The sequence below is a fragment of the Pradoshia eiseniae genome (assembly GCF_002946355.1).
Taxonomy (GTDB): domain Bacteria; phylum Bacillota; class Bacilli; order Bacillales; family Pradoshiaceae; genus Pradoshia; species Pradoshia eiseniae.
Genome location: NZ_PKOZ01000007.1, coordinates 1 through 16,564, shown reverse-complemented (window position 1 = coordinate 16,564; position 16,564 = coordinate 1). Strand labels below are relative to the sequence as shown.

The window sequence follows — 16,564 nt, the reverse complement described above, 5'->3', positions numbered from 1 at the left end:
TTCCATGGGGACGGGCTTTTTCCGTGACAAGAGGAGAAATGATCGTGAGCAGTATAAAACGGTATATGAAATTTGTAAAACCTTATAAGTGGCAAATCATCATTACAATCCTGATTGGAATTGTGAAGTTCTCCATACCGTTGATTACTCCAGCATTGCTTGGTTATGTCATTGATGATGTCATTGGGGCGAATGCTCTTTCAAAGGATGAACAGCTGAGAAAGCTATTTATGCTAATGGGACTGATGTTCTTTATCTTTGTTGTTGTCCGGCCGCCTGTTGAATATTATCGTCAATATTATGCGCAGTGGACAGCGAGCAAGATTCTGTTCGATATCCGTGATAAGATGTTCGGCCATATACAGAAACTGAGCTTTAAGTATTATTCCAATGCCAAGGGCGGAGAAATCATATCCCGGGTAATCAATGATGTGGAGGAGACAAAGAATTTCGTCATCACCGGGCTGATGAATGTATGGCTTGATCTTGTCACCATCCTCATTGCGGTTGGTATTATGCTGGCAATGGATGTAGAGCTGACACTGATTTCATTGTTGCTCTTACCTCTTTATGGTTTTTCAATTAAATATTTCTTCGGCAAGCTTCGGGGATTGACGAGAGAACGTTCCCAGGCCCTTGCGGAGGTTCAGGGATACCTGCATGAACGGGTGCAGGGAATGGCTGTAATCAAAAGCTTTGCAATAGAAGATCATGAACAAAAGCAATTTAATCGGGAGAATGGCAACTTCCTTAAAAAAGCCCTGACGCATACGAGCTGGAATGCCAAATCATTTGCGGCTGTCAATACAATTACAGATGTTGCTCCGCTGATTGTGATTCTTTTTGCCGGCTATCAAGTCATATCTGGAAATTTGACACTTGGAACGATGGTTGCCTTTTATGGATACATAGACTTGCTTTATGCACCATTGAGGCGGTTGATGAATTCCTCCACGACATTGACTCAGTCGCTGGCATCAATGGACCGTGTATTTGAGTTTCTGGATGTCCCTTATGATATCGAGGACCGCCCGAATGCTAATGAATGTAAGGACGTACAAGGGACAATCAAGTTTGAGAATGTTTCCTTTTCCTATGGAGAAGATGAAAACCTAGCTTTGAAGAATATTAATCTCGAAGTAAAGCGTGGGGAGACTGTCGCATTGGTTGGGATGAGCGGAGGAGGAAAATCTTCCTTGGTCAGCTTGATTCCGAGATTTTATGATGTGACAGAAGGCAGGATTCTGCTTGATGGAATCGATATCCGTGATGTTAAGGTCCGTTCCTTGAGAGATAATATTGGCATGGTCATGCAAGATAGCATCCTATTCAGTGACTCGGTTCGTGCTAACATTCTGCTTGGGAAGCCAGAGGCAACTGATAAAGAAGTATATGAGGCAGCTAAAGCCGCCAATGCCCATGATTTTATCCTGGGTTTACCGAGCGGCTATGAGACGAAAGTGGGCGAGAGAGGCGTTAAGCTCTCAGGCGGGCAGAAGCAGCGTGTGTCCATTGCTCGTGTATTCCTTAAGAATCCGCCAATCCTGGTTCTGGATGAGGCAACCTCAGCTCTTGACCTTGAGAGTGAGCATCTGATTCAAGAGGCACTTGAGAAGCTGTCAGAGGACCGGACGACCTTTATCATTGCCCACCGGTTATCCACGATTACCCATGCCGATAAAATCGTCTTAATCGAGCATGGTGAAATCACTGAGAGCGGCACCCATCAGGAGCTGATGGACAGGCAGGGCTCTTACTATGATTTGTTTAAAATCCAGCAATTGGATAGTTAATGAAGAAGCTGAGCTGAAAGCTCCGTTCAAAACGGGCCTTTGGCTCGGTTTTTTTGTTGCCGGGAGTTACCGTGCTTTATGAAAGGTGTAAAAACGGTTATGAAACAGTCAGCCTTGGAGTGTGAGTTCGGGTTAATTGAAAAGGAAATAGATGATAGAGTATAGAATATCTTTATAGTAAGCATTCTTGGACTTTTGAAACTAATAAAGGAGGATGTACTTAATGACAGCTGTTTTTTCCAAAGTTCAAGACGTACTTGAAAACTATAAAACATCCGTTTACGAGAAGGATGTTGAAAAGTTCTTATCCATGTACGCTCCTGAAATGCGTATTTATGATTGCTGGGGGAACTGGGAGGTTAAGGATCTTTCTTTATGGAAGAATAATGTGGCAGAGTGGTTTAATGGATTGAACGAAGAGGGTGTTTTACTTAAGGTTGATTTTCATGACCTAGTCGTTGAGGAAGATATAAGCCTTGCATTTGTTTATTGTACTGTAACATTTACTGCCCGTTTAGCAGAAGGCGGTGAGCAGCTTCGCCAAATGTCTAATCGATTCACATATGGCTTGAAAAAGGTGAATGAATCATGGTTTATAGCACATGAACATTCATCATTACCTATAAGTGTAGAAACTGGTAAAGGAATTTACAACATAGAGTGAAGGCTAAATAAGGATGACTGCTGCATTTCTTTTTAGAGGTCACAGGAAGACTGTTTTTAAACCTCGGGCGTCAAGGAAACAGAAACAGCAGCAATACACTAAAAAAGCAGGCGAAAAACCATTTTGGTTTTTCGCCTGCTTTTTTGAGCGCTCAATGCTCTTATGCTTGATCATCATCCGGTAATTGAACGGATTTGTTTTCTGCTTTATGGTAGGAATGGAAGCTGTTGACGAGCATTTCGAGATGTTCCAAATAGTCCCCGTATTCGAGGATGGCTGAAATTAATGTAACCATATGGTAGTAAACAGGCGTTTCATCTGTAGCATTAATACGAAAGCCTCTGACAACCTCTATTAACTGCTGTTTATTGTATTGTTCTTCCGTCTCGGCATACAAGCAGCCGGGCTTCACCTTTTCAGTGAACTTTAAGTGGATATGCTCATGCTTTCTCATCAGGATGTCAAGCTGTTCTTGAACCTCGAGCTGAAAGTCATTCGGCATTTGGTGAAATTCCACTTCAAAGCGATGCAATCTCTTCAAGATATCGAGTGCCCTTCGGTTAGTCGCAATCATATATCGATAGATGACAAGCTTTCGAGCCTTGGGAATTTTATTTCTCTTGAAATAGTCCCGTTCCTCCTGAAACATATCGTATAACTGGTCCGTTTTGTTTACCGTTTCCTTCAGACGTTTAATGTCCTTCTTTAAATGAACATGCTCGGTTGAGCTCCGTGAACCAATTCGAATCCACCGCAGGATTTCATCAGTCGTATGATGGATTCGTGAGAACAGCTTTGTTTCATATTTCGGAGGAAGGAAGATTAGATTCACAAGGAACGCTGAGAGAATCCCGATTAAAATGGCAAATACTCTCCAGAAAGCGAATGTTGTAAAATCTCCTTCAGGCTGTTCCATGATTAAGATTAACGTCACCAAAGAGATGGTCAATTGCTTTTCATTTTTCAATTGCAAGTTAATGACGATGGTAATAATGGCAGCAAGACCGAGTAGTAAAGGCTCATTACCGAAAAATATCACAAATGTAATGGCTACCAAGAAACCAATAATATTGGCCTGTATTTGATCAATTAATGTTAAATAGGAGCGATATATTGTGGGCTGTACAGCAAATACCGCAGAAATGGCCGCGAGTGTTGGAGATGGAATCCCCAGCAGTATCGCTACATATATGGCTATGACTATGGCTATTCCCGTTTTAAAAACTCGGGCACCAACCTTCATTAAATTCTACCTCTTCCTTTTATCTATAGTTGTACAAATCGTTTGTCTTTTTTTACTCAATGTACTATACAGGGTTTTGAGCGGATGTTCAAGTTATCCTTTGAAAATGTCATATATATGATATATATTCCCTTAAGCCTTTCAAGAATGCATGAATATCGATGCTTTCCTGCTTTTAAACTTATGGCTCTGTTAAATATAAATGTTGATTTTCGTTACAGGTGGCTGCTTTCCGCGGGGCGGTCGGGGAGCCTCCCGGGCGCTTTCAGCGTCTGTGGGGTCTCCCCCTGTCCGCTAGTCCCGCAGGAGTCACCCACCTTTCACTACAATAAACGGTGTTAAGATATCAACACTAAACTTTAACAGAGCCAAACTTATAGAAAGAGGTTTATTCTACCTTGGAATGAAGAAAGCACTCCGTAAATGGAGAGCTTCGCTGCATGTCAATCATTCTGTTGAAACGGATGGGTCTGCATGTTCCTTTACAGGAACAACTTGGATAAAGTTTTGGGCTGGATTCTCTAGGAGAAGAGCCAGTTCCTCTGCTTCTTCTGACTGTCCGCTTTGGCCGAGGACGTCAATGTAACGAGTGAGTAACTCTGTCACATCCTTGACCCCTGTTTCGTTTAGCTTTCCGATAGTTACAAGTGCACCCTTGGCAATCCTGCGCTGGATAGCATCTTTATCCAAGCCGCGTTCTGGCTGATAGCGAAGGTAGATTACCCCGCCTGTCATACCTGCACAGATCCATGGACCAGGATCCCCAAGGACTAGCCCGCGGCCATTGGTCATGTATTCAAAGGCAAAGCCTTTAATATTTGAGTTGACGCCGATATTTCCTTGTTCATCGGAAGGGATATTGGCCTTTAGCGGTCCGCCAATAATCATGTCAGCCCCTGATAGACGGATGCCGGCGCGTGCGTCTGCATCACCTTGAGCGATGAGCAGGCCTTTTTGAGCACCGTAGCCAAAGCCTTTACCGACAGAACCGTTATAATATTGTCCATCTCTGCCCTTATCCTTCAAGATTGCAATCATGCCGCCAAAGGATGTTTTTCCTGTGCCGTCTTGGGCACCTCCATCAACGACGATATTGATGCCTTCAGTGTTGTAAGCGCCAAGTCCATTACCTGGAATGGAGCCTTTATAGGATAGGTTCACTGGGTCAAGCTTTCTGTATGAACCGTCCAGACGGCCGCGCACACGGTGACAGGAGACTCGGCTGCCAAGTACGCGCTGAATGGCATTGACATTCTGGAAGTCGCGAGAGTTTAACAAATCATTGACACTTGAATCAAGATATTCTGCACCAACAGCAGCCATTTGAACCATCAATTCTTTCTCTGATGATTTCGATTCCATTTTCGATACTTGACCGAGCTCGAGTGTCTTAAGCAAATAAGTTAAATCGAGCATGTCTTTGCCCTTTGTTTGCTCAAGCAAATCTGAACGGCCAACAGCTTCTTGAAGATTCGTAATGCCAAGCTGGGCAGCCAATGCTTTTAGCTCATTGCCAAAAGCGGTGAACAGATTGATAATGCCCTGTACAGCAGGGTCATATTGTCTTGGAACGAAGCGGCGCAGGCCATGCTCTTTTGCCTGAGCTTCGGAGTCGATTTGTGTAGCGATGCCGACATGGCATGTGTCTAGGTGGCAGCCGCGGCAAGTCGTACAACCAATTGCAATCATTGATAAGGTGCCGAAACCAACGCGGTTGGCGCCGAGCAGCATCACTTTCAGAATATCCCTCGCGCTTTTGAGTCCACCATCAGCCCAAAGCTCGACATCTTGTCTTAAGCCGGCTTCAAGCAGGGCATTATGAGCTGATTTAACTCCAATTTCGACTGGGAGCCCAACATTTTGCAAAGCATGAATCCGGGCAGCGCCTGTGCCTCCATCAAAACCGCTTAATGTGATGATGTCGGCTCCTGCTTTGGCAATTCCGACAGCAATCGTACCGATATTCGGTACAACAGGCACTTTGACGGCAACCTTTGCCTGGTCGTTGGCCGTTTTCAGTTCATGAATCATCTGAGCTAGGTCTTCAATCGAATAAATATCATGGTTATTCGATGGTGAAATCAAGTCTGAACCAATTGTCGCATTACGTGCTTCGGCAATCTTCGCTGTTACCTTCGACCCAGGTAAATGTCCGCCTTCACCAGGCTTCGCCCCTTGGCCGATTTTAATTTCCAATAGATTGGAAGAGTTCAATAGCTCTGCGTTGACCCCGAAGCGCCCGGAAGCAATTTGTTGTCCGCGTGTACGAGGATATTTGCCCAGCATATCTTTGATTTCGCCGCCCTCGCCGTTCATGCTCACCATGTTCAGACGATCAGCACCCTCAGCGTAAGCACGGAAGGCTGTTTCATTTTGGGATCCAAATGACATGGAGGCAATTACGAATGGAAGACTGTGCTCGCCGACATCAAGATTAACAGATTCGGGATCGACCGTTTTCTCCATTTGTTTAAAGTCCGTTAAATGTCGGATTGTTGTCGGATTTTGTTCTTCTTGCTCAGAGATTTTCTCGCCGTAGGCTGTATAATCACCGGTTGAGGCGACTTCGCCAATCGCTTTCCAGATACGCGGGAAGAGGTGGAATGTCTTGCCTATTCTCTCTTTCTCATTAGCATAATCAACGGTGCGCTGCTTGGCATCTTCCTTCATCGTTTCAAAATTGTATTTTAGTTCATTAGATCCGAAGAAATTCACGATATTCAACACTTCGGCAATCTCTTCGTGCAGGCCAATGCTTGAGAACAAACGTCCATAACCGCGAAGCTCATGGATACCAAGTGTAGAGATGACTTTCTCCAGACCTTTTGATAAAGCTTTATAAAGGTTCGCAACAGGCTTTGGTGTTTCATCAGCGACTGTGCGGAACATATAGTAAGGGTTAATCAAATTCGCGCCTAAACCGTAAGCAACGATTATATCGTGCAAATTACGAATAGCTGCTGAACGCAGCACCAAGGAGCAGTCGCGGCGTTTGCCGCTGCTTACAAGAGCTTGGTCAACTGCTGATACGACAAGATGCGGGTCAATCCATAAATGACCGTCGCTATGAGACTTTTCATCATCAAGGCAAAGAATGGACGCGCCATTTTCGACTGCATGGATGGCTTCGCCTGTAATCCGCTCGAGAGCAGCTTGGATGGTTTCTTCCTCGCTTAGTGTCGTGGAGATGGTGTGCCATTTACCTTGGCCGTCAAATAATTGATGGATTTGTTCGAAAGATGGCTGACCGATTTCCTGGACGCAATCCTGACCAGGTTTACCTTCTAGCAATAAAGGGGTAAGAAGCTCAATGATTGGGCCTTCTTGTTCATCACTTGAGAATAAAGCAGGGCGTTTACCTATGACTGTTCTCGTAGAGAAATGCTCCATTTCGCGGTCACGGTCAATCGCCGGATTGGTTACAACAGCGACACTTTCCTTGATAAAGTCAGCAATATTTTGCCGTCCGGGATTAAGGGCGGCTAGCGGTGCATCATGGCCGAGCGACCGAATAGGTTCAGCACCTTTTTCAGCCATTTGCTCGATAAATTGAATATTATCGCGCTCCCATCCAAAAGCCTTGTATTGTCCGTTTTGGATTTTAGCTTCCTCTTGATTAACAATCACTTTTTTCGCTTCCGGAGGCAGCAGGCGCAATCGTGCATCCTTAAAGGAAAGACGATTCGAGAATCGCTCAAACACCTCTTCTTGGTAGTGCTTGTATTCATAAAGCTTGATGGAATCTCCATTCCATTTCAAGCCGACTTTTTCGCCGGGACCAATTGGTTTTGGATCGGCAACATATTCAGTAGTTGGAATGACACCAGGCTCAGAACCGAATAAATAGGATGTCGATGTTTCCATCATCCACAATGGGCGCAGGCCGAGTGAATCAACGGAAAACGCTACTTCGTCAGCATGACGGGAAATGATGGCAGCAGGTCCTTGAGCGAAATGTCCCCAGGATTCTCGTAAATACGTGTATAAATCCTGAAGGTGGCCAGGATATTCTTTCATCTCGTTAATGATAGGAGGGAAGATAATGTCGAGTGCCTCGAATAAGCTGTAGCCTTCGCGGTAAATGAATGTTTCAAGCGTACGGCTAAGGTCCTGAGAGTCACTGCCGCCTTGAACGAGCGGAACACCAACCATCTGTGCTTCATCTCGTAATCTCGCAATCGTGTTAATCTCTCCGTTATGGCCGAGAACACTGAATGGCTGCACACGAAAGAAGCTTGATAATGTATTCGTACAATAGCGGTTATGCCCAAGAGCCATCGTGGATGCTACGAGAGAGCTGCTTAAATCCGGATAATATTTTGGAAGAATATCTCCGGCGCCCATGACTTTATAAACGACATGGTATTGGCTCAAAGAAGAGACGTGGATTGATTCATTTCGTTCAATTTCTACAGTCAAGTCAAATAAAAGACCGGAGAGGGCTTGCTGGCTGTGTTCCTTGCTGGCAATAAAGCCAACCTGTAAGAATACAGGGTTCTCTTGCAGGGCGATTGGTCCGAGTGCGTCTTGTGAATAGGCCTGATCAGATACGAAGACTTCTGATAAATGACTATTCTTGGCTTTTTGAATGATTTCTTCGATTGTTTGTCCTTTGTCAGCGTGGCGGTCAATGAAAAAGTGTCCAACAACAAAATGAGGTGAATCGGCGAGGGAAGAATCTGCCCCTGCGTTCTTCAGTTTTTCTTGCCATAAAGCGCGAGGGATGTCTATGTGAATGCCGACGCCGTCACCTTCACCATTAATAAAACCAGCGCGATGATTCATGGTTACAAGTGCATCGATACACGCAAAAATGTTTTCGCGTGTCGGTTTTTTTTGTTTTTCAACACAGGCGATAATTCCGCAAGCGTCATGTTCAGCTTTATGAAATTCGGTAAATTTACTAGGACTCCATTTTTGGTTCATAAGAAAGGCAACGGATAAGCTTTGCGCCTATTTAATTGCCAGTTCACCTCCTGCTTAAACTTGTGGTATTGGTTGTAGCTTGGAAACTGATTGGGAAGGGAGTACTTAATGAGGGTTTAACTTTCTAAAAGACTAATAGCTATATATTATCATTAGAATTTTCAGAAATCAATTAATTATACATTTTAAGCCGTGTTGTAAAAAATATGCAAATAGCGAAACAACTAGATGTAAACGCTTTCCATATTCATTTTAAAGCAAATCCGCTTATGGTAAGCGGATTTATTTTTGTATAATTATTCAATTTAATGTATTTATAAAGATTTGAATGCCTTATTGACAGCTTCTATCGTTCTATCAATATCTTCTTCTGTATGAGCAGTTGTTATGAACCAGGCTTCATATTTAGAAGGGGCAAGGTTGATGCCTTGTTCAAGCATAAGCTTGAAGAATCGGCCGAATTTCTCTCCATCAGTTGCTTCTACCTGTGCATAATTGACGATTTCTTCTTCGGAATCAGTAAAGTACACGGTAAGGGCACCTTTTAAACGGTTAATTTGAATCGCTACCTGATGGCGTTTGGCAGCATCTAATATGCCTTCTTCTAATCGTGCGCCAAGATTGTCCAGGTGTTCATATACGCCTTCCTCTTTTAATACTTCCAGACAAGCGATGCCAGCTAACATGGAAGCGGGATTTCCGGCCATTGTTCCAGCCTGATAGGCAGGTCCCATCGGGGCAACTTTATCCATGATTTCTTTTTTGCCTCCGTACGCACCGATTGGCAAGCCGCCGCCAATGATTTTTCCGACCGCTGTTATGTCAGGCTCAACTCCTAACAGATTTTGTGCACCGCCGTACATGAAACGGAAAGCGGTAATAACTTCATCATAGATGACGAGCGCCCCGTGAGAGTGGGCAATTTCATTTACAGCTTCAAGGAATCCCGGCTGAGGCTGAACGATACCGAAGTTGCCGACGATTGGTTCGACTAGTATACCGGCTACTTCTTCACCCCATGTATTCATTGTTTCTCTGAAAGCCTCTACATCATTAAATGGCACAGTGATTACTTCTTTGGCGATGCTTTGAGGCACGCCGGCAGAGTCTGGAGTGCCTAGTGTTGAAGGTCCGGAACCTGCTGCTACCAAGACAAGGTCTGAATGCCCGTGATAGCAACCGGCAAATTTGACGATTTTGTCTCTTCCTGTATAGGCCCTGGCAACACGAATCGTGGTCATTACGGATTCTGTCCCGGAGTTGGTGAATCGAATTTTCTCCATAGAAGGAATGGCTTCCTGGAGCATTTTCGCAAACTTCAGTTCAAATGGTGTCGGCGTTCCATATAGTACGCCGTTTTCGGCAGCTTCCGTGATAGCCTTAGTGATATGGGGATGCGCGTGACCAGTAATAATAGGACCATATGCGGCAAGATAATCTATGTACTCATTGCCATCTGCATCCCAAAAGTAGGCTCCTTTTGCTTTAACCATGGAAACAGGTGCTCCTCCTCCAACAGCCTTGTATGACCGTGATGGGGAATTGACTCCTCCAACGATAATTTCGAGGGCTTCGGCATGCAATTTCTCAGATTGTGAATGATTCATTTAACTTACCTCCTTCATGTATAAAGCATGTAGTATATTGTAGCATTCTCAAACTTTATTTGTATAAGACGAAGCACGGGGCCTTGTACAGCCAATCATAGTTATGCAGAAGAGAGAGTATATATTACTAGCGGGATGCTGGCTAATTGAGGAGGGAATTTTTTGTTCTATGCGTTTATAGCGGCAGTCATTATCTGTCTTGGAATGAGCTTGAAGGGACTCTTGCTTCCGACTGAAAAAGGAGAGCGAATCTCTTTGGAGCATTTATACTGGATCATCACTGTTTATTTTATCTTTCTGATTGGATTTGGCCTTTTGTATGTTTTGATGGATTTGAAATTTGGGTCAGTGATTCACTTGAATGGCCTGCCGGTCATGGGAGGATTCTTTGCTAAGCTTGCATCATCCCTCTATTTCAGCACAATGACCTTGCTATCTGTCGGATATGGAGATATGGTTCCGGTCGGGATCGGGCGGTGGATTGCTTCTATAGAAGCGTTAATTGGCTATGCGCTTCCGGCGGCATTCGTCGTTCGGACAGCCATTGACTTTGAGAATGTTAAAAATGACCTCAATTAGGTATAGTAATAGATAGAACAGAATCTAAGGAGGAATAGATATGAGCGCGTTAGCAGGAAAGAAGGCTCCTGATTTCAAATTGGAGGCGAGCGATGGGCGGATGGTGATGATGGCTGATTTTGCGGGGAAGAACGTCGTGTTGTACTTTTATCCGAAAGACATGACTCCCGGCTGTACGACTGAGGCATGCGATTTCAGGGAGAGTCATCAGTCATTTGCTGAGCTTGATACGATAATCGTCGGTGTCAGTCCGGACCCGAAAGAAAAGCATGACAGGTTCATCGCGAAATACGATTTGCCGTTTCTCTTATTATCTGACCCGGAGCATACTCTCTCTGAAGCATATGGCGTATGGGTGCTCAAGAAAAATTTCGGCAAGGAATATATGGGTGTTGAGCGTTCTACCTTTGTGATTAATAAAGAGGGGGATGTCGTCAAGGAGTGGCGCAAGGTAAAAGTGAAGGGGCATGTGGAAGAAGCATTAACCTACATTAAAGAGAATTTATCCTAATACGTAATTGAGGGGGAGAAGGAGAAGATGAGGGATCCGCGATTGAAGCGATTGGCCGGGCAAATCCTCCGGCACTCTGTGAAAGTGGAGAAGGGGAATAAGGTAATGATACACGGCCATCATAATACGAAGCCGCTTATGCTCGAACTGATTGAAGAGGCCTATGAGCTGGGCGCCTCTCCATTTATAGAAATCAAAGATGATGAATTGGACAGGCAGTGGGCCATCCAAAGCAGCCGTGAACAATATGAAACGATGGCAAAGTGGGAGCTGCAAAGATTTGAGGACATCGACGCGGTTATTTACATAGTAGGGGAAGAGAATGATGCGGAGATGACAGACATCCCGGGAGAGGTTTTTCGTATTAATGGTGAGATAATGAAGCCGGTCACCGATTATTATATTAACAAATGTCGCTGGGTGCTCCTCAATTATCCGACAAAGTCACTTGCTCAAAAAGCCGGTATGAGCACTGGCAAGTTTGAAGACTTTCTCCTTGATGTCTGTACAGTTGATTATGCGAAGATGGCAAAGGCTATGCTGCCTTTGAAGGAATTGATGGAAAAGACAGACCAAGTGCGGATTGTGTCACCGGGAACCGATCTTTCATTCTCGATTAAGGGGATTCCGGCCGTTATGTGCTATGGAGAGCGAAATATTCCGGATGGAGAAGTGTATACGGCACCAGTCCGAAACAGCGTTAATGGTACCATCACCTATAACACTCCTTGCCCGTATCATGGGACAACCTTCCGAAATGTTAGTTTGACATTCAAGGAAGGGAAGATCATTAACGCACAAGCAGACCAAGTAGAAAAAATCAATGAGATTTTCGATATTGATGAGGGAGCGCGGTATATCGGTGAGTTTGCACTCGGGCTGAATCCGATGATTCATCATCCTATGGGAGACATTCTCTTTGATGAGAAAATCAATGGCAGCATCCACTTCACGCCTGGAATGGCTTATAAGGAAGCGGATAATGGGAATGTTTCTTCCGTCCATTGGGATATGGTACTCATACAGCGTGAGGAATATGGCGGAGGCGAGATTTACTTTGACGATCGTCTCATTCGTAAGAATGGCCTGTTTGTCGTGCCGGAGCTTGAGGGGTTAAATCCAGATTCGTTACTCGGTAAATGAGCCCTTTTTATTGAATAGAGGCTCCCTTCCCAGTCAACATTGGACAATCTGAATAAGATGAAATCAGGGAATACCTCCCCAAACATAAATGTAGATGACTGCAATGTGAAATGATTGCAGTCCTTTTTTTGGTGTTTGTGGGCAAAGTTTCTTAATATAGATAGTAGGGAATAGTAAAACGATGTTTGGAGGAAGGTATCATGAAAATTGTCTCTTCTTTATTGCCTCCGAGAGAGATACAGCGTTCCATCAGAGAAAAGTTCAGTGAACATGAATTTCACTTTTTTAAGCAGATGGAACAGGTGGACGAAGATCTGATCGCTGATATGGAGATCTTAATTACATATGCAGAAGACTTACATCCAGAAATCATTGATCGAGCCTCTTCGCTTAAATGGATTAGCGCAATGGCCGCGGGAATCGATAGGATGCCAATTGAGACAATCGAGAAAAGGGGAATCCTTGTGACGAATGCCAGGGGCATACATGCTATTCCGATGTCGGAATTCGCGCTTGGGTTAATGCTTTCGCATGTGAAAAGGTTAGCCGATTTAAGGGAGCTCCAAAGCAATAAAACATGGAACAAATGGCTTCCGATAGGAGAATTATGCGGCAAGACACTTTTGGTCCTCGGAACAGGTGCCATTCCTGAAGAGATCGCCCGTCTCGCCGGGGCATTCCAAATGAATGTAGTTGGCGTCAACAGGAGCGGCCGCTATCTGGGAGAACACTTTAAAAAGGTGCATCCGATAGAACAATTAAATCAGCTTTTGCCTGATGCAGATATGGTTGTCTCAGTCTTGCCTAGTACGCCGGAGACGAAAGAGCTTCTCACCTATGAACATTTCGAACGGATGAAAAACAATGCACTCTTTATCAATCTTGGCAGAGGCGATCTTATGACACTAGAGACCCTGAAGAGAGTACTAGAGGATGAGCTTGTCGGGCATATGGCTCTTGATGTATTTCCTGAGGAACCTCTTGGTGCTGACAATCTGCTTTGGAATTATCCGAATCTAACGATAACCCCCCATCTCTCAAGCATCACAGAGAATTACCTCCCGAGGGCGTTTTCCATCTTTGAACATAATTTAGCTGTGTATTCAGGCAAGGCGGACGGGGATTATTTGAATAAAATTGATTTGACAAAGGGGTACTGATGATGAAAATTTATACGAGAACCGGCGATAAAGGACAAACCTCCCTTGTATACGGGACAAGAGTTTCGAAGACTGACCTGCGCGTTGAAGCGTATGGCACCTGTGATGAAGCAAACTCAATGATAGGGCTTGCCCTTAGTCATTTGTATGATTTAGATTTTGAAGGGAAAGATAAGCTGAAAGAGGCGTTCCATCGTATACAAACAGACCTTTTCCATGTTGGCGCTGAATTGGCGACGCCGGAGGGAAAAAAGGTCGGTTGGGTATTGAAGCAAGAGTCTATTGATGAGATGGAAGCGTATATTGATGAACTTAATGAAGAGCTTCCGCCTTTTAAGAATTTTATTCTTCCAGGCGGGCATCCGGCTGGAGCATCGCTTCATGTCGCACGCACGATTGTCAGGCGGGCTGAAAGAAAAGCGATCGCCATTGGCGAAGGTGTCAACCCTCTTGTGATTGCGTATTTAAACAGACTTTCTGATTTGCTCTTCGTGGCAGCGCGGTTTTTAAACCTGCGTTTAGGCCGACTAGAGCCTACATTGCATGAATGAAAATTGGAGATTTCAATCTAAAGGGATAATTTACTCCTGCTAGGTTGGTAGAAACGTTGACAATACGCTACTTTATCAAGTAAACTTATTGTAACCATTACAAAGTAAGAATATATAAAAAGGGAGTGCATGACGGTGTCTCACCAACTTAAAGATGCTTTAGATACTCTGAAAACAACCGGTGTCCGCATGACTCCGCAACGTCATGCTATACTGGAATATTTAATCACATCACATACACATCCAACTGCAGACGATATTTACAAAGCTTTAGAAGGTAAATTTCCGAATATGAGCGTAGCGACTGTTTATAATAATTTGCGGGTGTTCAAAGAGGTTGGATTGGTAAAAGAATTGACGTACGGAGATTCATCCAGTCGTTTTGACTATTCTTCCTCTGATCACTACCATATCATTTGTGAAAAATGCGGGAAGATTGTTGATTTCCACTATCCAGGCCTTGATGAGGTGGAACATCTTGCCTCGCATGTGGCAGGTTTTAAGGTGACGCATCACCGTATGGAAATTTACGGCGATTGTGCCGATTGCGCGGCTAAAGAAGTGCATTGATTATAGGCGGCCATCTAGGTGAGCCTTTATAAGAGAAGAGAAGCCGATTTTGCCGGCTTCTCTTTTTTTATGAATGAGTTTCTTGATTTTTCTTGTTATAGGATTCATCGAATTCCTTGCCTTCCAATGTCTTGTCTAATGTTAATGGCTCGCGGCAGTACATGCACATGTCCACGCGGCCAAGTATTTTTGTGTGCTTGCCGCAATTGGGACAGGAAACCTGCACTGCTTTAGTTGATAGCATGCCGATCCAAAAATAAACAACCATGCTGGCCATAATCGATAGAAGGCCTAAGACCATAAAGATTGTCATCCATAAAGGCGAAGTGCGGAAGAAAATGCCGATATACATAATGATGAACCCGATGAAAATTAAACTAAGCGCGAAAGTCCGGATTTTGTTGATTTTGCTACTATACTTAGCCACAGTTGTTCCCCCTTTTTATCTTCTATAATATACCATATTATCCAACGGCAGGACATTATCATAAATCTAAAACAAAATAGTGGCAGGAGTCTGTCGAATATTGTTGAATTAATCTATAGACTAAATAACCTTTCAAAGGAGTAGAACCATGGAAGATATCCTAAGACCTGTATATCAAGAGAGAGCAAGCAACCCGGAGACACAAGGTGTGTTGCTAATCGAAAAGCATTCACCTGAAAGTCCTAGTACGGATACGTTTGATTTTATTTTGCTTGTCATTATCAAAAGTCAGGATAAACCGCCGGTCTTCATTAAGCACTATGCCTATGAACATAAGAAAGCTGCGCTGCATGTGGTGACAGAGGAGAAATTGAATGAATGGAGACTGCTCGGAACGAACAGGAAAATCATTGATTGGATTTACAATGGAAGGATTGTCTTTGACCGAAATGATTATTTAGCATCCTTGAAAAGGGAGATGGAGGAATTTCCGTTCTATGGACGCAAAATCAAGAAGGGAATTGAGTTTGCGAAATTAATCAGACGTTATATGGATGGTAAAGAATTATTTGATCAGGGAAATATGCTTGATGCATACAATCATATTGTTCATGCGCTTCATCATTTAGCGAGACTAGAGGTAATCGAGAAAGGGTATCATCCAGAAGTGACGGTCTGGAATCAAGTGAAGCAAATTGGACCGGATATCTATAAGTTGTACGAGGAACTAGTCTATAGTGAAGAAAGTGTAGAGCAGAGACTTGAATTACTTTTTTTGGTCAGCGACTTTTTGATACACACAAGAACAGAATCTGGTTCTGGGCATATCATGGAGATTATCGGGGAACGGGGAGATGAATACTGGTCCTATGATGAGTTATATTCCCATAAGGAATTAGTTTATTATGGGGAAGATTTACGAATCTTAATAGAGTATTTAATCGACCGAGGATGCATAGAAGTAGTTTTGAAGGAAACGAAGGGAGCTAAGCTATTTCACCGCTACTATAAAATTCATAAAGAAATTTAAAAAATTATATTGACCGAATGATATAGGGGTGGTATATTAATAAACGTCGCTGATGACCTCGATAGAAAATGAGGAAAACGACAAAAAAACTTTTTCAAAAAAGTTATTGACAAGTATTTGAAAACTTGTTAAGATATAAAAGTCGCCGAAAACAACGGCGAAGAAAAAATGAAAAAGATTGTTCTTTGAAAACTAAACAAAACGAAACGCTAAGCAAGTCTTAAACAAGAGAGTATATCTCTCGTCAATGTTTTATTTTTAATAGCTAGATCAAACATCTTTTGGAGAGTTTGATCCTGGCTCAGGACGAACGCTGGCGGCGTGCCTAATACATGCAAGTCGAGCGAATCAGATGGGAGC

At 43.6% G+C, this 16,564-nt stretch carries 13 protein-coding genes and 1 rRNA gene; 10 read left to right on the top strand and 4 right to left on the bottom strand.

What is annotated here, in order from left to right:
• Nucleotides 1–44: 44 nt before the first annotated feature.
• Nucleotides 45–1,793, top strand: coding sequence for an ABC transporter ATP-binding protein (locus CYL18_RS12245; protein WP_104849942.1), 1,749 nt, complete (start codon nt 45–47; stop codon nt 1,791–1,793).
• A gap of 223 nt (nt 1,794–2,016) precedes the next feature.
• Nucleotides 2,017–2,457 (top strand): YybH family protein, encoded by a 441-nt coding sequence (locus CYL18_RS12240; protein ID WP_161497135.1) that lies wholly within the window; start codon nt 2,017–2,019, stop codon nt 2,455–2,457.
• Between the two features lie 160 nt (nt 2,458–2,617).
• Here the strand turns inward: CYL18_RS12240 and CYL18_RS12235 are convergent, their stop codons facing one another.
• From CYL18_RS12235 to CYL18_RS12225, 3 genes are all read right to left on the bottom strand, one after another.
• Nucleotides 2,618–3,700: an FUSC family protein gene (locus CYL18_RS12235; RefSeq protein WP_104849807.1), complete on the bottom strand. Its 1,083-nt coding sequence runs from the start codon at nt 3,698–3,700 to the stop codon at nt 2,618–2,620.
• Between the two features lie 447 nt (nt 3,701–4,147).
• Entirely contained in the window at nt 4,148–8,626 is a 4,479-nt protein-coding gene (locus CYL18_RS12230) for a glutamate synthase-related protein (RefSeq protein WP_104849806.1), read from the bottom strand.
• Nucleotides 8,627–8,940: 314 nt separating this feature from the next.
• Nucleotides 8,941–10,233 carry a glutamate-1-semialdehyde 2,1-aminomutase gene (locus CYL18_RS12225; RefSeq protein WP_104849805.1) on the bottom strand — a complete coding sequence of 431 codons (1,293 nt, stop codon included), beginning with the start codon at nt 10,231–10,233 and terminating at the stop codon, nt 8,941–8,943.
• Nucleotides 10,234–10,395: 162 nt separating this feature from the next.
• Here CYL18_RS12225 and CYL18_RS12220 point away from each other — a divergent pair, with 162 nt between their 5' ends.
• The 6 genes from CYL18_RS12220 to perR all read left to right on the top strand — a co-directional run bounded on the left by CYL18_RS12220 (nt 10,396) and on the right by perR (nt 14,747).
• Nucleotides 10,396–10,812, top strand: a complete 417-nt coding sequence (locus CYL18_RS12220; protein ID WP_236636437.1) for a potassium channel family protein — start codon at nt 10,396–10,398, stop codon at nt 10,810–10,812.
• 40 nt (nt 10,813–10,852) lie between these two features.
• A complete protein-coding gene (gene bcp / locus CYL18_RS12215; RefSeq protein WP_104849804.1) occupies nt 10,853–11,323 on the top strand; it encodes a thioredoxin-dependent thiol peroxidase in 471 nt (156 codons plus the stop codon).
• A 27-nt stretch (nt 11,324–11,350) separates the two neighbouring features.
• Nucleotides 11,351–12,466, top strand: a complete 1,116-nt coding sequence (locus tag CYL18_RS12210) for an aminopeptidase (RefSeq protein WP_104849803.1) — start codon at nt 11,351–11,353, stop codon at nt 12,464–12,466.
• A 200-nt stretch (nt 12,467–12,666) separates the two neighbouring features.
• Entirely contained in the window at nt 12,667–13,626 is a 960-nt protein-coding gene (locus tag CYL18_RS12205) for a D-2-hydroxyacid dehydrogenase (protein ID WP_104849802.1), read from the top strand.
• A gap of 2 nt (nt 13,627–13,628) precedes the next feature.
• The gene (locus CYL18_RS12200; RefSeq protein ID WP_104849801.1) at nt 13,629–14,177 is read left to right on the top strand and encodes a cob(I)yrinic acid a,c-diamide adenosyltransferase; all 549 of its coding nucleotides are present in this window, start codon (nt 13,629–13,631) and stop codon (nt 14,175–14,177) included.
• 129 nt (nt 14,178–14,306) lie between these two features.
• Complete coding sequence (perR, locus tag CYL18_RS12195) at nt 14,307–14,747, top strand: peroxide-responsive transcriptional repressor PerR (protein WP_104849800.1); 441 nt, start codon at nt 14,307–14,309, stop codon at nt 14,745–14,747.
• 67 nt (nt 14,748–14,814) lie between these two features.
• Here the strand turns inward: perR and CYL18_RS12190 are convergent, their stop codons facing one another.
• On the bottom strand, nt 14,815–15,174 hold the full coding sequence (locus CYL18_RS12190) for a YgzB family protein (protein WP_104849799.1): 360 nt from the start codon (nt 15,172–15,174) through the stop codon (nt 14,815–14,817).
• A gap of 148 nt (nt 15,175–15,322) precedes the next feature.
• Here CYL18_RS12190 and CYL18_RS12185 point away from each other — a divergent pair, with 148 nt between their 5' ends.
• Nucleotides 15,323–16,204 (top strand): nucleotidyltransferase-like protein, encoded by an 882-nt coding sequence (locus CYL18_RS12185; protein ID WP_104849798.1) that lies wholly within the window; start codon nt 15,323–15,325, stop codon nt 16,202–16,204.
• A gap of 278 nt (nt 16,205–16,482) precedes the next feature.
• Nucleotides 16,483–16,564, top strand: a 16S ribosomal RNA gene (locus CYL18_RS12180); the annotation flags it as partial.